Annotated in this window: 15 protein-coding genes; 3 read left to right on the forward strand and 12 right to left on the reverse strand. The window is 35.2% G+C overall.

Features of this window, described 5'->3' with window-relative positions; genetic code table 11:
* Positions 1 to 133: 133 nt before the first annotated feature.
* A complete protein-coding gene (purB, locus tag EKL96_RS07375; RefSeq protein WP_126460271.1) occupies positions 134 to 1,483 on the reverse strand; it encodes an adenylosuccinate lyase in 1,350 nt (449 codons plus the stop codon).
* Between the two features lie 67 nt (positions 1,484 to 1,550).
* Positions 1,551 to 2,243, reverse strand: coding sequence for an SIR2 family NAD-dependent protein deacylase (locus tag EKL96_RS07380; RefSeq protein ID WP_126460274.1), 693 nt, complete (start codon positions 2,241 to 2,243; stop codon positions 1,551 to 1,553).
* A gap of 217 nt (positions 2,244 to 2,460) precedes the next feature.
* Here EKL96_RS07380 and EKL96_RS07385 point away from each other — a divergent pair, with 217 nt between their 5' ends.
* Positions 2,461 to 3,117: a TrmH family RNA methyltransferase gene (locus EKL96_RS07385; RefSeq protein WP_126460277.1), complete on the forward strand. Its 657-nt coding sequence runs from the start codon at positions 2,461 to 2,463 to the stop codon at positions 3,115 to 3,117.
* Positions 3,118 to 3,411: 294 nt separating this feature from the next.
* Here EKL96_RS07385 and EKL96_RS07390 read toward each other — a convergent pair whose 3' ends face one another.
* The 8 genes from EKL96_RS07390 to EKL96_RS07425 all read right to left on the reverse strand — a co-directional run bounded on the left by EKL96_RS07390 (position 3,412) and on the right by EKL96_RS07425 (position 12,490).
* Entirely contained in the window at positions 3,412 to 3,960 is a 549-nt protein-coding gene (locus EKL96_RS07390) for an REP-associated tyrosine transposase (protein WP_126460280.1), read from the reverse strand.
* A gap of 361 nt (positions 3,961 to 4,321) precedes the next feature.
* A complete protein-coding gene (locus tag EKL96_RS07395; protein WP_126460283.1) occupies positions 4,322 to 5,188 on the reverse strand; it encodes a hypothetical protein in 867 nt (288 codons plus the stop codon).
* A gap of 274 nt (positions 5,189 to 5,462) precedes the next feature.
* Positions 5,463 to 5,900, reverse strand: coding sequence for a hypothetical protein (locus EKL96_RS07400; protein WP_126460286.1), 438 nt, complete (start codon positions 5,898 to 5,900; stop codon positions 5,463 to 5,465).
* A 456-nt stretch (positions 5,901 to 6,356) separates the two neighbouring features.
* Positions 6,357 to 9,707 (reverse strand): preprotein translocase subunit SecA, encoded by a 3,351-nt coding sequence (gene secA / locus EKL96_RS07405; protein WP_126460289.1) that lies wholly within the window; start codon positions 9,705 to 9,707, stop codon positions 6,357 to 6,359.
* 84 nt (positions 9,708 to 9,791) lie between these two features.
* A complete protein-coding gene (locus EKL96_RS07410; RefSeq protein ID WP_007138072.1) occupies positions 9,792 to 10,013 on the reverse strand; it encodes a DUF2795 domain-containing protein in 222 nt (73 codons plus the stop codon).
* Between the two features lie 174 nt (positions 10,014 to 10,187).
* Entirely contained in the window at positions 10,188 to 10,757 is a 570-nt protein-coding gene (locus EKL96_RS07415; RefSeq protein ID WP_126455107.1) for a cob(I)yrinic acid a,c-diamide adenosyltransferase, read from the reverse strand.
* Between the two features lie 43 nt (positions 10,758 to 10,800).
* Complete coding sequence (locus EKL96_RS07420; RefSeq protein ID WP_126460292.1) at positions 10,801 to 11,658, reverse strand: RimK family alpha-L-glutamate ligase; 858 nt, start codon at positions 11,656 to 11,658, stop codon at positions 10,801 to 10,803.
* Positions 11,659 to 11,803: 145 nt separating this feature from the next.
* The gene (locus EKL96_RS07425; RefSeq protein ID WP_126455103.1) at positions 11,804 to 12,490 is read right to left on the reverse strand and encodes an ABC transporter ATP-binding protein; all 687 of its coding nucleotides are present in this window, start codon (positions 12,488 to 12,490) and stop codon (positions 11,804 to 11,806) included.
* A gap of 379 nt (positions 12,491 to 12,869) precedes the next feature.
* Here EKL96_RS07425 and EKL96_RS07430 point away from each other — a divergent pair, with 379 nt between their 5' ends.
* On the forward strand, positions 12,870 to 13,544 hold the full coding sequence (locus EKL96_RS07430) for a hypothetical protein (protein WP_126460295.1): 675 nt from the start codon (positions 12,870 to 12,872) through the stop codon (positions 13,542 to 13,544).
* Between the two features lie 52 nt (positions 13,545 to 13,596).
* Here EKL96_RS07430 and EKL96_RS07435 read toward each other — a convergent pair whose 3' ends face one another.
* Positions 13,597 to 14,376 carry an O-methyltransferase gene (locus EKL96_RS07435; RefSeq protein WP_126460298.1) on the reverse strand — a complete coding sequence of 260 codons (780 nt, stop codon included), beginning with the start codon at positions 14,374 to 14,376 and terminating at the stop codon, positions 13,597 to 13,599.
* A gap of 272 nt (positions 14,377 to 14,648) precedes the next feature.
* Between EKL96_RS07435 and EKL96_RS07440 the strand changes: the two genes are divergently transcribed.
* Positions 14,649 to 16,199 (forward strand): SDR family NAD(P)-dependent oxidoreductase, encoded by a 1,551-nt coding sequence (locus tag EKL96_RS07440; RefSeq protein WP_126460301.1) that lies wholly within the window; start codon positions 14,649 to 14,651, stop codon positions 16,197 to 16,199.
* Positions 16,200 to 16,815: 616 nt separating this feature from the next.
* On the opposite strand, the gene EKL96_RS07445 is transcribed toward EKL96_RS07440, so the two are convergent.
* Positions 16,816 to 18,387 carry a carboxypeptidase-like regulatory domain-containing protein gene (locus EKL96_RS07445; protein ID WP_126460304.1) on the reverse strand — a complete coding sequence of 524 codons (1,572 nt, stop codon included), beginning with the start codon at positions 18,385 to 18,387 and terminating at the stop codon, positions 16,816 to 16,818.
* Between the last annotated feature and the right edge of the window lie 139 nt (positions 18,388 to 18,526).

Genomic DNA, 18,526 nt, shown 5'->3' on the forward strand with positions numbered 1-18,526 from the left:
ATTATTTATCAAAAAAAACGTTAAAGGATAACTTTTTTTTATGATAATTTTAGTCTTAAAAGAAAATTCTGCTCCCATAAAACGTTAAAATTTTATAGAAGCAGAATTTAATAAGAAGACGGGTTATTTTTTTTTAGCTGATTCCCAAAAAATTACTAGGAGTTATTTGCATTAATTCAGCTTTAATGGCATCCGAAACTTCAAGTGTTGCTATAAAACCGTGAATCGCTTTTTTATCAATAGCTTCATTGGTTCTGGTCAATCCTTTTAATGCTTCATACGGATTAGGATATCCTTCACGACGCAAAATTGTTTGAATTGCCTCGGCAACTACAGCCCAGTTTTTTTCTAAATCTTCGTGGAATTTTGGCTCGTTCAATAACAATTTGTTCAAGCCTTTCAAAGTAGCTTCAAAAGCGATTAACGTATGTCCTATTGGTACACCAATATTTCTCAAAACGGTACTGTCCGTTAAATCACGTTGCAATCTAGACAAAGGTAATTTAGCTGATAAATGTTCGAAAATCGCATTGGCCATTCCTAAATTTCCTTCTGAATTTTCAAAATCAATAGGATTAACTTTATGTGGCATAGCAGAAGAACCTATTTCTCCCGCTTTGATTTTTTGCTTAAAATATTCCATCGAAACATACGTCCAAATGTCTCGGTCCAAATCAATGATGATCGTATTTATTCTTTTCAACGCATCAAAAAATGCAGCAAAATGATCGTAATGTTCAATTTGAGTAGTAGGGAAGGAGTGGTGTAGCCCAAGGTTTTCCTCTACAAATTTCCCTCCAAATTTTCTCCAGTCAATTTGAGGATACGCCACATGATGCGCATTGTAATTTCCAGTTGCACCACCAAATTTAGCTGCAAAAGGAATATTAAACAACAAACGCATTTGTTCTTCCAGACGTTCTACAAAAACACCAATTTCTTTACCCAAACGAGTAGGTGAAGCCGGTTGTCCGTGGGTACGGGCAAGCATTGGAATATCGTGCCATTCGACACTTAAATCTTTTAATTTTGATGTCAAAGTGATTAAGGAAGGCATGTATACTTTCTCGAAAGCTTCTTTTGTCGAAAGCGGAATCGCCGTGTTATTAATATCTTGAGATGTTAATCCAAAGTGAATAAACTCTTTATATTGGGATAAGCCTAGTTTTTCAAAAGCATCTTTGATGAAATATTCTACCGCTTTTACGTCGTGGTTGGTTACTTTCTCTGTCTCTTTGATCCAAAGGGCATCTTCAGTAGAGAAATTTTTATAAATATTACGTAAACTGTCGAATACATCTGGGTTTACGGTTGCAAGTTGAGGCAAAGGTACTTCGCACAAAGCAATGAAATATTCAATTTCAACCAATACACGGTATTTGATTAAGGCTTCTTCAGAGAAAAATGGAGCCAGCGAAATAGTCTTGTTTCTATATCTTCCATCAATAGGAGAAATAGCATTCAATTCGTTTAAAGTAGTCATTGTTTTGTTGTTTGTTCGAAAGGCGCAAATATAACCCTTTCGTGACAAAATAGAAAACGAATGGTTTTTAAATAAAGCCGATTAGCTTCTTTTTTAGTGTTTTCATTCCTTCTGATGCCACTTCAGGAATCACATCTAATGGATTTCGGAGATTTGGAATTTTTATGGGTTTTGGATCAATATAAAAAATAGGTGTTTCGCGGGATGTAAAATCGATTAATCCGGCTGCAGGATACACTTGCAAAGATGTCCCAATCACCGCAAAATAATCTGCACCTTCACTAATTCTAATGGCTTGATCAAGTGCTGGAACTTCCTCGCCAAACCAAACAATATGTGGACGCAATTGATTTTTATTTTCATCGCAATCGCCAAAATTCAAATCGTCCTGCCAATCCAGAATGTAATTTGGGTTTTTGGTGCTTCTTACTTTCAACAATTCGCCGTGCAAATGCAACACATTCGTGCTTCCGGCGCGTTCGTGTAAATCATCTACATTTTGTGTGATGATGAAAACATCAAATTCATTTTCTAATTCAGCCAGAATTTGGTGGCCTAAATTAGGGTGCACTTCCTTGAGTTGTTTTCGTCTTTGATTATAAAAATCCAGCACCAAAGCCGGGTTTTTATGCCAACCTTCTGGAGTGGCCACATCCAGCACATTATGCCCTTCCCAAAGTCCGTCGCTATCCCGAAAGGTTTTGATGCCACTTTCGGCACTAATCCCCGCTCCTGTCAAAACCACTAATTTCTTTTTCATTTTATATCAATTTGGGCGTGACCACAAGGGTCGGGCTTTCAGCTTTATCTTTTTGGCTAAAAAGCCCAAAAAGGATACCGCCTCTATCCCTCACGCAAATTCCGCAATCATTTATAATTCAGCTTTTATGGAACAATCCCAAAAGCAGCTGTCAGAATCTACTTTTGAAGCTATAAAGCTAGTCTTTTTTACTATTTTTGCATAAATAAATATTCTAATGATTGACATCGATTACCTTAATTTTCTTGAAAATATCCTGACTGATAATCGCAAAGAAAAATTTTTGAAAGTATTGGAAAACAGAACCAAGCATTTTACGATTGCTGTAGAAGATATTTTTCAAATGCACAATACCAGTGCAGTGATGCGAAGCTGCGAGATTTTTGGAATTCAGGAGTTGAACGTTATCGAGCAACGCTACGGAAAAAGTATCGACAAGGAAATTGCCATGGGCGCCCAAAAATGGGTCGATATCAATACCTTCGACAGCATTACAAACTGTGTGGACGCGTTAAAAAGTAAAGGATATCAAATAATCGCTACCACGCCACATGAGAATGATTGTTTGATGGAAGATTTTGACATTTCGAAACCCAGCGCTTTATTTTTTGGAACAGAAAGAGACGGATTATCAGAAGAAATTTTGAAGCGCTCCGATGGTTTTCTAAAAATTCCCATGGTGGGTTTTACAGAGAGTTTAAACATTTCAGTCTCAGCTGCAATTATCATTCAAAACCTGACGAATCGATTGCGCAATTCAAACATTGATTGGCATTTATCCGAAAATGAAATTTTAGAAAAGCGATTGGCTTGGGCTAAAAATTCAATAAAAGACATTAAGCGAATTGAAGAACGGTATTTTGAGGAGCATTAAAACGTTGTTTCACTTTCTAGTTGTATGTCTTTTATATTGTTCGGATTCATTTTATAGCGATAGACGCCGTTATTTCCAATGACAAATAAAGCGAATCAAGGGTTAAAATATTAAGTTTATAAAGGCAGCTGCTATCTTGCCAAGCAGCTGCACTAATAATCCTTTTGCGGATCTAACTTTGCATGCTCTTTGAATATTTGTGTTTTTAATCAACTAATTAAAAAGAGATTCTATAGACTGTCTGATTCTAGACCTTCGCTAGCGCGAGCGTCCCGCTCGTGCCCACAATCTAAATCAATTCAAATCAATTTCTAAAATCGTTTGATCGTTATTTCCATAATTTCTAGCACTACTATATTTCCAATCTATCGGATCGGTTACAAAACCAGATTCTACAGGGTTTTGATGAATATAGGTAAGCTTTTGTTCAAAAACTTTTAACGACCAAATCTCAATGGGATGATTATCCTGTCGCCAAAATTGTCTATGCTTTACATTGCTATTCTTTTTTCTTGCTCGTTCCATAATCCAAAGCATCCATTCTCTTCGACTTTCTTGAGCGTTTTCTTCAATTGTTTTGAGCAATTTTTTTGATGTAAAACCTTTGAAGTCACGCATCAATCCTGATGGGTCTCCATTTTCGGAACGAAATATTAAATGCACATGACTAGGCATAATACAATAGCCGTAAATCTCCATTCCCTTTTTCTTTCGACAAAAGTCCAATGACTCAATAATATTACAAAAATATGCGTCTCTAGTAAATACATCAATCCAATTTACAGTTGCGAAGCTCACAAAATAAGCTCCCGTTTTCTCTCCAAATTTATATTTTGTGCTCATTTAGTTTATATTGTGTTTACTTTGTGGGCACGAGCGAGACGCTCGCGCTAGCGGGGTTGCTAAAACGTTCGCAAGTATATTTTAAATCTTTTTCAAATCTGTCGCAGATTATTGAGTAGATTTTTATTAATTTTAGGGCTTTAGGCTGATTAATCATATATTTAAACGTGCGTTAGATACACTATAAATATGCTGGTTATCAGCTTATTAATATAATTTTAAACAGACATTTCTTTCTTTTTTAAACCCTTGATTCGCATTAATATTGTGTTTACTTTGTGGGCACGAGCGAGACGCTCGCGCTAGCGGGGAACTCCATAATTTATGAAATTCACTCTTTATTATAAGTTAAAATTCAGATTTAATCATTCAAAGTACATTTTGTGCAAGAACCAGCATCACAATATTTTGCACCCATAAATGATTTTTTTACACAACCAGAACCACTACTACAACTGCAAGTAACAGCTGCATCATCAATTTCAGAAATACCTAATTCTGTTGAAAAAGAATTTGATTTTACTGGAACCATTATTTCATTACCAAATAAATTAACTTTTGAAAATGAATAACCCGCAGGTGGATTTTTGTTTTCAGTAATAAAACTTGGTATATTTTTATCATAAATTACAGAATAAAATTCCAAAAGTGCTTTTTTAACTTCTGTTTTATTTAAAAAATGCTCTGAAATACTTTTAGAAATAATTTTGTTTTTCGATGAAGTTAAAAGACTTTTTGATTCAGATACAAAACTAACCCCCATATTATAATCAATTATTCCAAGAATTTTAATATTTTGTTTTGTTCCAATTCTAGCTGTTGACGTCGTGCATGTTGTACAACCACTATTCATTACACAATAATATTCACCTTGAGCTTTTACAGGAGAACAACCTGAACCTTTTGTGCATGAACATGTAACACTTACATCAGAAATTTCAGCGATTGCTCGATGACTTGAATTACCATTTGAGTCTAATTCTGAAATTAAAAAGTAAAAATCTTTTGGCAAACGTATTTCAAAGTTATCTTCGGATTTTTTAAAAACTTTGCTACCTTCAGGAAATGGAATGCCTTCAGTTCCAGAATTTATAATATCTGCAATTCTTTTTGCATCTTTACTTGAGTCAAGTGTTTCTACTTTTATCTCATTTTCTTCATTGGAACAGCCAATAAAAAGAATAGATAATGCCATAATGATTACTAGATTTGTAAAATATTTTTTCATTTTTTATATAGTTTAAATTATTACTTTTAAAAGTATAAAATTTATTTGATTTGTTCGTAAGTAATTAAATTATAATTACTTGCGAAAATTCGGAAAGATTTTTTATCTTTTTTTCATAACGTTATTCAATAATGTGGTATAACGTCCCGCTAGTAGGCGATGGTCGGGCTAAATAAAGCTATTATTTCGGATAATCACTATTTTTCAAGTACAAAACCAACTTCAAATTAAGCCTAATTCCCGACTATTGCTTACTAGCTGTTAGCGGTAGTGCTTAGTTCTCTTTAAATTCTATTCCGTTAAATTTCGCCCCATTTTTTGTCATGTAACCTTCATATTTTTTTTTATCTAAAACATCTTTAATATCACCATTTTCTCCAACTTCAACTATTGGTGGGCAATCACTACATTTATATTCAACAGCAACAAAACTCAATTTATTTTCATTCTTTTTAACCGCTCCTTTGTAACGATACATTTCACCAGTTTTTTTGAAAGCTGATTTTTCATCTGTTGTTATCGAAACTGAATTTCGTTCAACTATTACGCTATCATTTTTAAAAGTTAAATTTGTTTGAAAGTGCTGGTTTGCAGCATCAAAATATTCATCTTCCTCAAGTCCCGATAATGTTTTTCCATTGAGCGAGTTATTTTGACAAGACGATAAAACTAAACATAAAAAAGTCAAAATAATTTGGTGTGTTTTTTCCATAATAGTGTTTTTGCGTTATTTTTTCAGAGCATTACCGCTAACTTGTATATAGGCGATACAAACTTTCGCATATACACCCATATATGGGTAGATTGGCGAAGGTTTCTTTCGCTTTATTAATTTCCAAATATGTAAATAATTCTTTACAAATCATCAAATGCGTTTTTTATTTATTGTACGTTTTTTTGTAAACGTGTATTTGATCGCTACTCTTTTATGTATCGCAAAATCACTAGCCCCGACAGCAGCGGAAAGCCTATGCCGGTTGAAAATCACTTTTTTCTGATGGTGGCAGAGCGACCAGAGGAAGCTCCTGACAGCACCTAGAAAAAGGGTTTGAAACCAAATAGCTTGCAGCGTAGGGCGGGAATGGCTCCTGAAATAAATTAAGAACAAAAAAAATTCCCCAACTACTTTCGTAATTGGGGAATTTAATTTAAGGTATCGAAACGGTTATTAGTTAACGATAACCCATTGTCCTGAAGCGATTAGGCTTTCGGCTTTTTTGTATTTCATTTCTTGTGTTTGTCCGTTGGCCACGTTTTGAATCGTAACAGTATCATTGCGATTAATTTTTGGCATATCTCTCACGATAGTTTCGGTAACTTGGCGTTGTTGCGTTTGTCCCGCTTCACGATTTTGTGTTGCTAATTCATCAGAATTCAGCACCTCGTCTTTGCTCAATTGAAAGTCTTCTTTCTGACGTACTTCTTTCGCTTCTTGAATTTGTTGGTTTTCTTGAGCCGGTAAATCGCCTTTGAACAAAAATGAAATTACCTCTTTATTTACATTGTCAATCATGGCTCTAAACAAATTGAAAGCCTCGAGTTTGTAAATTAGCAATGGATCTTTTTGTTCGTGAACCGCAAGTTGTACCGATTGTTTCAACTCATCCATTTTGCGCAAGTGTTTTTTCCAAGCTTCATCAACAATAGATAACGTAATATTTTTTTCAAAATCAGCAACAAGTTGAGCTCCCTCAGTTTCGTAGGCTTTTTTCAAATCAGTAACTACATTCAACGATTTGATTCCATCTGTAAATGGAACAACAATGCGTTCAAATTGGTTGTTTTTGTCTTCGTAAACATTTTTTATAATAGGAAATGCTTCTCTCGCGCTTCGTACTGTTTTTTCGGTGTAATATTCTAATGTAGCTTTGTACACTTTACCTGTTAATTCCATTTCGCTGAGTTTTATGAACTCACTTTCAGTAACCGGTGATGTAATAGAGAAATAACGAATTAACTCAAACTCAAAGTTTTTGAAATTGTTAGTCGCTTTGTTTTGGTCCACAATCAATTCGCAAGTGTCATAAAGCATGTTGGCAATATCGAGTTTCAATCGCTCTCCAAACAAGGCATGACGACGGCGTTTGTACACTACTTCACGTTGCGCATTCATGACATCATCATATTCCAGTAAACGCTTACGAACACCAAAATTGTTTTCTTCTACTTTTTTCTGGGCACGCTCGATTGATTTAGTCATCATGGAATGCTGAATCACTTCGCCTTCCTGCAATCCCATTCGGTCCATTACTTTTGCCACTCTTTCAGAACCAAACAAACGCATGAGGTTGTCTTCAAGAGAAACATAAAACTGAGAACTTCCAGGATCACCTTGACGTCCTGCACGACCACGTAACTGACGGTCTACACGACGCGAATCATGACGTTCTGTTCCTACAATTGCTAATCCACCTGCGGCTTTTACTTCGGCAGATAATTTAATATCGGTACCACGACCAGCCATGTTTGTTGCAATTGTTACCACACCAGGTTTCCCTGCTTCTTCAACAATTTGCGCTTCTTGTTTGTGCATTTTTGCATTCAAGACATTGTGTGCAACACCTCTCATTTTCAACATTCGGCTTAACAATTCTGAAATCTCTACTGAAGTTGTACCAATAAGAACCGGTCTCCCTGCTTTAGATAATTCTGAAACGTCTTCGATTACGGCATTGAATTTTTCACGAGTAGTTTTATAAATAAAATCTTCTTTATCTTTTCTGGCCATTGGTCTGTTCGTAGGAATCTCTACCACGTCCAGTTTGTATATTTGCCACAACTCACCTGCTTCAGTAGAGGCTGTTCCTGTCATTCCTCCCAGTTTGTTATACATTCTGAAGTAATTCTGTAATGTAACTGTTGCAAATGTTTGTGTTGCTGCTTCAATTTTTACATTTTCTTTGGCTTCAATGGCTTGGTGTAAACCGTCAGAATACCGGCGACCGTCCATTATACGTCCCGTTTGCTCATCAACAATCATGATTTTGTTGTCCATGATTACATATTCTACATCTTTTTCGAATAAAGCGTATGCTTTCAAAAGTTGTGTCAGGGTGTGGATGCGCTCACTTTTGATTCCGAAATCTTGAAATAATTTTTCCTTCTCTTCCGCTTCTGCATCTTTATCAAGTTTTCTTTTTTCGATAGCGGCAATTTCGGTTCCAATGTCCGGAAGTACAAAAAAGTCAGAATCAGTATCTCCGGAAAGGAATTGGATACCATTGTCAGACAGTTCTACCTGATTGTTTTTTTCTTCAATAACAAAATACAAAGCCTCATCAATCTTGTGCATTTCTCTTTTGTTATCCTGCATGTATTGATTTTCGGTTTTTTGAAGCAATTGTCTAATTCCTTCTTCACTCAAAAATTTAATCAATGCTTTATTTTTTGGTAATGCTCGGTAGGCTCTTAACAATTGGAATCCACCATCTTTGGTATTTCCTTCTTTTATTAATTTTTTAGCTTCAGATAGGAAGCCGTTTGCCAATTGACGTTGTAAACTAACCAAATTTTCAATTTTCGGTTTCAATTCATTAAACTCATGTCGATCTCCCTGAGGAACTGGACCTGAGATAATTAATGGTGTTCTTGCATCATCAATCAAAACAGAATCGACTTCATCGACAATCGCATAATTATGTTTTCTTTGCACTAAATCTTCTGGAGAATGTGCCATATTATCTCTCAAGTAGTCAAAACCAAACTCATTATTGGTTCCGTACGTGATATCAGCATCGTATGCTTTTTTTCGTCCTTCTGAGCTTGGCTGATAATTGTCAATACATTCTACTGACATACCATGAAATTCAAATAAAGGTGCTTTCCATGTACTATCTCTTTTTGCCAAATAATCGTTGACAGTCACTAGATGTACTCCGTTTCCTGTCAATGCATTTAAGTAAAGCGGCAAAGTTGCCACTAATGTTTTTCCTTCACCTGTTTGCATTTCTGCTACTTTTCCTTCATGTAAAACCATTCCGCCAATTAATTGTACGTCGTAGTGAATCATGTCCCAAGTAATTTCTTTACCCGCAGCACTCCAAGAATTTGCCCAGATCGCAGTGTCTCCATCTAGAGTTATATAGCTTTTTGTTGCCGAAAGTTCACGGTCTTTTGCGGTAGCAGTAACAACTACCTGCGTACTGTCTTTGAAACGTCTAGCCGTTTCTTTGACTACAGCAAAAGCTTCCGGAAGAATTTCTAACAACGTTTTTTCCGAAATATCATAAGCCTCTTTTTCCAGCGCATCAATAGCGACGTAAATATCCTCTCGTTTGTCGATATCTTCAATACTTTCAACTTCTACTTTCAGAGCACTAATTTTAGCATCTTTTTCAGAACGGTCTTGTTTTATTTTTTCTTTGAAAAATGCAGTACGCGCTCTAAGCTCATCATTAGATAATGCCATTAGAGGAGTTTCAAAAGTTTTAATTTTGTTAAGATACGGCTGTAAAGCTTTCACATCTTTTTGAGATTTATCCCCAACAAAGACTTTGATAATACTATTTATAAAACTCATAATATGTTTTTATTTCTGTTTGTGTAATTCTGTAAATTTAAACAAAAAAAAAGCCTCTTTAGAGACTTTTTCTTGGTTTACTTTTTAATATTCATCCTCATTCCAAAGATAATCTTCGTCTGTAGGATAATCTGGCCAAATTTCTTCCATTGATTCATATATCTCGCCTTCATCTTCTATAGACTGAAGGTTTTCTACTACTTCTAATGGAGCTCCTGCTCTAATAGCGTAGTCAATAAGTTCGTCTTTGTTAGCAGGCCACGGTGCATCACTTAGATAGGATGCTAATTCTAATGTCCAATACATCTTGTTGTCTGTTTAGTTTTGTGCAAAAATAAATTTTTTACTGAAAAAGACAAGTAAAAAATCATTTATTTTAATAAAAAGTTAAGAACGTTTTTTTTGATTTAAATTTTGCGGTTAAAAAGTTTGCATTTTTTCACCATAAATACAACTGAAAAAGACCTTAAATGCTGCAAATTATTTTCTAGGAATCCATTGAACTTCCGTAGCTTTCAGATCATGAGACAACTTTCGTGCCAACACAAAAAGGTAGTCAGAAAGTCGGTTTAGGTACTTTATTGCGATTTCAGCTACGGGTTCATTGTGGCTTAAATGAACTGCTAAACGCTCCGCTCTACGGCATACGCAACGTGCTATATGACAATATGACACGGTTGTATGTCCGCCAGGAAGTACGAAATGAGTCATGGGTGGTAATGCTTCTTCCATGCTGTCAATTTCATTTTCTAATAATTCTATATCAGATTCTATAATCCCCAGTTTTTTCAAACGAAGTTCGCCGTTTTTCAGTACTTCTTTTTCCGGTGGCGTTGCTAATATAGCGCCTACTGTAAACAAACGATCCTGAATCTCGATTAGAATTTCTTTGTAATGGGAATTCATCTCCTGATCTCGGATTAGTCCAATGTGAGAATTCAATTCGTCTACCGTACCATAACTTTCTATTCGTGCATGATCCTTTGGGACTCTGGTTCCGCCAAAAAGTGCCGTGGTTCCTTTATCACCAGTCTTTGTATATACTTTCATCCAAGGTTTGTGTTAATTTATAATTTGTTTGATGGAAACAAATTTACTGTATTAATTCCACTATTGCCGTAACAAATCGTTCCAGTGAACCTTCACTTAAATTGAAATATAAATCAGGTTCAATGCATTCAATTTCCATTAAATAAAGTTCATTATCAATCAGTATCCCATCTACCCTGGCGTACAGTAAGTTCTCTTGAAAAGTATCAACAACTTTTTGTGCTTTTTCAATCAATTCTGAACTGGGATGTACCAAATTATAGATACCACCAAATAGGGACTGTACTCTAAAATCTCCATCTACCGGCTTTTTGTTAACCGCATGAGAGAATTTTTTATTGAAAAAGATAAATGAAGTTTCACCTAGAGTTTGAATCTCCGGCATAAATTCCTGTAACAGCAATTCTTTCTCTGCAGCTATGGTCGCATATTTCTGGTTTATTTCTTCACTATCTGATGTTTCAAAAACTTCAGTGAGATACGATCCTGCCGAAAATGCAGGTTTTATGACTGCTTTTTTCCAATGGGAAGGTAGGTGTTCAGCTAGATTCAGAGTGTCTGTTTTGTCAATAAATACGGTTGGTAATATTGTGATTCCTTGCTTTTGCATTTCACGCAAATAAAACTTGTGTATGTTTTGTTTGATTATTTCAATCGGGTTAAGTGTTTTGATACCCAGTTTTTCTATTTGGTGGAGCCAAATATTAAATTCGGTTTCTTTTTCGAAATAATCCCAAGTATTGCGAAAAATTAGGTAATCAAAATCAGCCCAGTTAATGGTTTTGTCACTCCAAATCACCGCTTTGGCGTTAATATTATGTTTGGCTAGTGCAGGAATTATTTTTTGATCTTCAGGATTTAAATCGGGAAGTTTTTGGCAGGTTAGTATGGCGATATTCATTTTAGGTACTAGTTTTTATTTGGGGTTTAAAAGATATTTGTGAGTGGGATTTTTTAGCCCGGATAGAAGCGGTATCCTGTTTCTTTTTTCTTTTTAAAAAAGAAAGAGATACAAGCGTATAGCCGGAAAAAGCTCCTAAAAAAAATTATTTGGTCGTATCGCTTTCAATAATTCCGTCGCGCAATCGTATAATTCGATGCGCATACGCGGCAATTTCTTCTTCGTGCGTTACTAAAATAACGGTGTTCCCATTGGTATGGATGTCTCCAAAAAGTTTCATGATTTCAAGAGAGGTTTTGCTGTCTAAATTTCCTGTAGGTTCATCCGCTAAAATGATGGACGGCTTATTGACCAAGGCACGTGCAATTGCCACCCGCTGGCGTTGACCTCCTGAAAGTTGGTTGGGTTGGTGATCCATTCTGTCAGCAAGATTTACTTGTTCTAAAACTTCCGTGGCGCGTTTATTTCTATCAGATTTAGAGAAACCGGCATAAATCATGGGTAAAGCTACATTGTCTAGTGCGGTTGTTCTGGGTAAAAGATTGAAAGTTTGGAAAACAAATCCTATTTCTTTATTGCGAATTTCGGCTAATTCATCATCTTTCATCTGGCTGACATCCTTCCCATTCAGGATGTAACTGCCAGAAGTTGGCGTGTCTAAGCAACCTAATAAATTCATTAAGGTAGATTTTCCGGATCCTGAAGGTCCCATTAATGCTACGTATTCGCCTTTATTTATTTCTAAATCAATGCCTTTGAGAACATATACAATTTCATTTCCAAGCACAAAATCTCGTTTGATATTGGTTATTTTGATTAGCGGGTTTGCCATTAGAATGTATGATTTTTTGACCTTCGACGGTGCGTAGGGTGCTATTAAATTAGATTTTAAAAGTACAAAAGACTTTTGAATTATTAATAAGTAGATGTTTTTTAAATTTGTTACATTTTGAGCTTAGATTTATGCGGTCAGATAATTTTTTATTAATGAAGTACTTGCGTTTATTTCTATTTTCTTTGTAAATGTATTTTTTAATACGTTAAATCATTCTATTAAATTTTATGTTATTATAGTATAAATTTGTATAATTCACACTTTATTGGTATTTATTTCATAATTATTTTAATTATTTATAACATTTTTTGGTCATAATTGATAATATAATAATATTACTTATTTTTGTTAAAAGTATTAATCAAATCAAGAAGTTATGAAAAGTACAAAAATGGTGTTAGGAATAGCGGTAGTCGCTTTAGGATTTGCCTCCTGTAAAGATGAAAAAACAGAGCAAGCGGAGAAAATAGTGGATTCTTATGTGATGTATGTGGATTCATTAGGGAATGTTTCTTCCGAGAATGCTAAAGCAAACTGGCAAGGAATTGAAGCTACGTATCAATTAAAAAGTGGTAATGCAAAGGCAGCATTGGCAAATATGAAAGACAATGCGGAGGCGCAGAAATACCTTGATGAAGCAAATGCTAAATACGAGGCTTTGAAAGCAAAATACGAAGCCAAAATAGAGGCTCAAGATAAAGCCGCCGCTGCTGCAAACCCAAAACAACAAATGAGAAATACTTTATTTGGTGAAGGGAAAGTGGGTGAGGATATGAGTTTTGCCTGGGTGGATAAAGATAATATTCTTAGCGTGTACCAGCAATTTGTAGATGCAGTTGAAACGAATAAAGATAAGTATTCTCGTGAAGACTGGGACGAAATCAAATTGATGTATGAAGCATTGGACAGTAGAAAAAATACAGTTGAAAAAGAAGGACTTTCAGTGGATGATAACAGAAAAATTCCGGGTTTAAAATTAAAATTTGCACCAATTTATACGCTAAACAGAATGGGAGCAAAATCTGGAGAAATGAAAAAAGCTAAAGAATAAAAAGTAGTTATTCGATATTGAAAATGGCAGTCAGCAATGGCTGTCACTTTTTTTAGGTTCGAATCACAAAATGTTCTTTTGGTTGTTCTCTCCTAAAAAATACCAATCCCCACTGAAATGTGTCAATTGTTACCGTTACTTTGGGATGGTTTTTTATAATTTCCCAAGCTTGTTCCATTTCTGGCGACCAGTGAATGTCATCGAATATCCAAAGGGTTTCGTTCGTAATGGTAGGAAGTAATACTTCAAAATAGTCTAATGTTGCTTTCTTGGAGTGATTGCCGTCGAAATAAATTAAAGAAAAGTGTTCTGTGTTCAGTGTACAGTTTTGCAGATAAGCATTGAACTCTGTTATTTCGGAACATATAGTATTGAAATTGAATTTTTTAAATTGCAATTGAGCTTGTCTAGCGGTTTCAGGACAACCTTCTAAAGTGATTATTTGGGCTTTTAAATTCCCTAAAGCTAGGGCAGAAGTCGCCAATCCCAATGAAGTTCCAATTTCTAAAATAGAGTCCGGTTGAAAATAATTGGTGATTCTAAAAAGTAATTCAGCTCGCTTGGGAGAAATCCCTGCTGTTTTGGCAATCTTGGCAATAACTCTGGAATTCGATTTAAACACTTTGGAACCCGCACCAAAATCAGTGACTTCAATGGTATTATTGTTTGCTAAAAGCGAGTTTCTATATTCTCTTAAAATCGTATATTCCGGTTTTGATTTTTTATCATAAAAGCATCTCGTCAATAAAGTAAACACAAATGGCGAATGCACCGCATGCTCATTTTTTGAGTGCCAAAGGAATTGTAAATACGATTTGATTTGAAACAGCATGGAACTTTTTTGTTACACAGAGATTCTCAAAGAGAAAACACGAAGATACACTGAGTTTTTCAATTTTGTGAATCTTTGCGGTTGCATCGTGCATCTTGGTGAAAGAACATTGTGGGTGCGAAGATAGTAAGATAATAGTCGAAAGTCAAAATACAATTCTATCATCTTTGCGCTTCGACTTCCGACAGTATTGCTTCGAAACATTACGACTTTAAAAAGGCTATATTTGCAGCCTTGGAATTTACACAAGAATAATATCCATTTTTTTTACGATGATGATTGAACAAATAGAACATAAAACTACGATAAGCTCTGAAGAAATTGACCGCTGCATCGCTATTTTAGCACAATTGAATACGGATACGGATCAAATATTTGATATTCCAAAAGAGCAACGCACCGCTTTAATCAAAGCGGCAGGTATGTTTTCCAGACCCGATCGTGACGAGCTTTCCCGGAGAAAAAAAGACGGTAAAGTGGCTGCTAAACGCAAAATGGAAAAACGAGACCGAACCGCCCGTAAGGTAACCGGAATCCGCCATGCGCGTGAAGCAAGTGTTTTTATGGCGCCAAAACTTTTGGCTTATAATGATCTTGTGAACAAAGAACAATTGGAACTGGAAACTCCACGAAACTGTTACGTGTGTAAAACGGAGTTTACTAAAATGCACCATTTTTACGATACAATGTGTACCGATTGTGGCGATTTTAATTATGCCAAACGTTTTCAAACCGCAGATGTAAATGGGCAAGTTGCCGTTATCACAGGTTCTCGTCTAAAAATTGGATATCACATTACGTTGATGTTGTTGCGTGGTGGAGCAACCGTTATTGCAACAACTCGCTTTCCGGTGGATTCCGCATTGCGTTTTTCTAAGGAAGACGATTTCATGGATTGGGGACATCGTTTGAAAATTCACGGATTGGATTTGCGACACATTCCCAGTGTAGAGATTTTCTGCAATTTTATAGAGCAAAAATACGAGCGTTTGGATATTCTGATTAATAATGCGGCGCAAACGGTGAGGCGTCCTGCGGGATTTTATACGCATCTAATGGAAAATGAGGAGCGTTCTATCGCTTCTTTGCCGCAACAGACACAAGAATTATTGCTGGATCATACCAATTGTTTGGATGAATTAAAAGTGTTGACAGCAGGGGCTTCCTCCAATCAGAATATGCCGGTGACTTGGCACGGACCAGAACCTGGAATTGGGTTGCGGGCTTCCGCTAAATTGTCTCAAATTCCGTATTCGTTTGATAATGCTTTGGTGGCAAATGAAGTTTTCCCGGAAGGGGAACTTGATGCCGATTTACAGCAAGTCGATTTGAGAAAAACCAACAGCTGGCGTTTACGTTTGGGACAAATAGAAACCACAGAAATGATCGAAGTGCAACTGGTGAATTCCGTGGCGCCTTTTGTATTATGTAACCGCCTTTCAGAAGTGATGAAGAAAGAGAACACTGGGAAAAAGCACATCATTAATGTGTCGGCGATGGAAGGGAAGTTTCATCGCTTTTTCAAAGAAGACCGTCATCCACATACCAATATGGCCAAAGCTGCTTTGAATATGCTGACACATACTTCCTCAGGAACTTTAGCAAAAGACGGCATTTTTATGAATGCGGTTGATACCGGCTGGGTAACCGACGAAGATCCTGCAGAATTAGCCAAAAGAAAACAGGAAGAAGAGGATTTTCAACCGCCATTGGATATTGTGGATGGAGCAGCACGAGTGATGGATCCGTTGTTTGACGGTATTAATACAGGAAAACATTGGTGCGGGAAGTTTTTGAAAGATTACAATCCGATTCCTTGGTAGAAATCCCCCTAACCCCCGAAGGAGGAATTAAAAATGGTTAAAAATAAAAGAACCACAACAGAATTAAATTTGTTGTGGTTTTTTTGTGATTACTATTGTGAGCGCAAAGTCGGAGACATTTGCGCAGCATAATCAAGAACTATTGTATGCTTTGAAGAGCGGGGCTTCTAAAAAAATAAGGAAAAAATCTGAAATTATATTTAAACCAGACTTTTTTTCAGGGTAATAAAATACTTAGAGCCTGTTTATATGAGCTAGGACGGGAACTTTTGATTTTTATTAAAACTTTCGGATAGCTGTGAAAATAAAACTACAAAGCATCAAATGGACTTTTTATTAATTCTAATATTTCTTACTAATTTGTAATCACTGTTTTTCCTAAAAAACAAAACCCCAACATTTCTAGCGTTACCGCTAAAAGTGTTGGGGTTGTAAATAGTATGCTATGTTCACTTCTATTCCCCCTTCGGGGGTTAGGGGGATTTTATCCTTCTATCTTCGCGCTCAGTTCAAACCAGCGTTCCTCTTTCTCTTCAATTTTATTGATGAGGTTTTTTTTTAATTAGTTGAATCTAGTTTTTAAAAAGATTTGATACAGAAACATTGTGCAGAGGTATTATTCTTTAACTTTAAAACGCTTTAATTCTGCAACTGGTTCAATAGCATGGTATCCTTTCCATATTTTAGGATCGTATGATTTTAAGGATACAATATTGAATTCATTTTCAACAACTTTAGTAACATCAGTATCTGTTACAAGGGAATGTGATAGATTTAAAAATTCAGTTTTAGTCGTAGAGTTTCCTTCATATTTTATGTCTAATGATAGAATGTCTTTGTCTTCTTTGGTGATTTCAATAAATTTCAAAGGTCGGTTTATATAAAAATAATTCCCATTTTCTTCAGAGGCATAATGCAAGTAATAATTCTTGTTTTCAGATTTTTTGCGAAACATTAAAATTCCTTTGTTGTTATTTTGGGCTACTTTAATGCCAAAAAGCCATTTTAAATTAACATTGTGTAAATTTTCTCCTTCATCAAGTTGGTATTCAGCTCTAAGAACGGCATAATCCGACTCATTGATATAGAGTTTACCGGTAAATTTTGCACTACCTTTTTTTGGTAAAAATGAAAGTACAAATGCATAATCGTTATCCTCAGTAAAAGTAGTTCCTTCAAATTTGTAAGTGTAAAGTTCTGGATTATTTATAAAATCATGCTCAGAAGATTTACCTAAATTATTGTTCTTGATGAATTGTGTTAAATTGTATTTGGTAGTTGTTAAGAGCGTACTTTGATCTGCTGTTTTAGATTTTGTTTTCTTTTTGTTGAAATCTTTTCTTAAAGAAATAGTATCTCGAGAACCGATGAGTCCACTTTTAATGCGGTAATACTTTGTAGAATCTAAGTGCTTTAACATTGTTTTTATACCAATTTCTTTCAACTCTTCTGATGAGGTTGCACTTCCTTCATTTTTGAGAACAGTTGCTTTGAGAACGTTCATTTTATGTGATTCAAATGACTTATTATCTTTTTTAATAGTATGAGTAAATAAATTACACAACATGTCTGTATACTCTTTTGGGGGTGATTTAATTAAGGCATTGGTGAAATTTTGAACATCACTATTGACTTGCTTAAGCGCTTGTTTTGAAAAACCTGTCGACTGATTTATATCAACTACAACTTCTTTAGGATATGTCGCCGTTGATTTTCTCACAAATAACATGTCTTTAATAGGATTATCGGTATTTCTATAATTTATAGAAAGATTAGCCTTTACCGCAGCCATTATAACATAAGGATTGGGTTTTTTACCATTTACTTGTACATCATTTAATTCAAAAATAGTAGGAGTGAGTGCTATGATATAATCTAGTTTTGATAATTGACTCACCTTAACTTCAAGATTTTTATATCCTAGATAGGTAATGATTAGTGTATTTTCATCTTGAATTGCAGTTTCAGATAGGTTAAAAAAACCTTCGGCATTTGAAATCAAATGCTCTTTTTTATCAATATTGATGGTGGCGTAGGGAATAGGTTCTTTAGTAGTTGCATCAATTATTTTTACTGAAATATTTTGTGACCAAGAATATTGAAAAAACAAAATAGTACTCAACAAGAGCAGGTATGGAATGAATTTAGATTTTTTTTTGATGGATGTGTTTGTAGATTTTACGTTCATTTGAGTTGATTTACAGTTTGATGATTGAAATTGATAGTCAAATGTATATGTTATTTCAATACTCAAGTAGCATAATTGTGCTAATTTTCTGTTAATATACTCATGCGAAAAACCCCACCACAAGCTACTATTATGTAAT

The sequence above is a fragment of the Flavobacterium sp. LS1R10 genome (genome assembly GCF_003968825.1).
In the GTDB taxonomy this organism is placed as follows: domain Bacteria; phylum Bacteroidota; class Bacteroidia; order Flavobacteriales; family Flavobacteriaceae; genus Flavobacterium.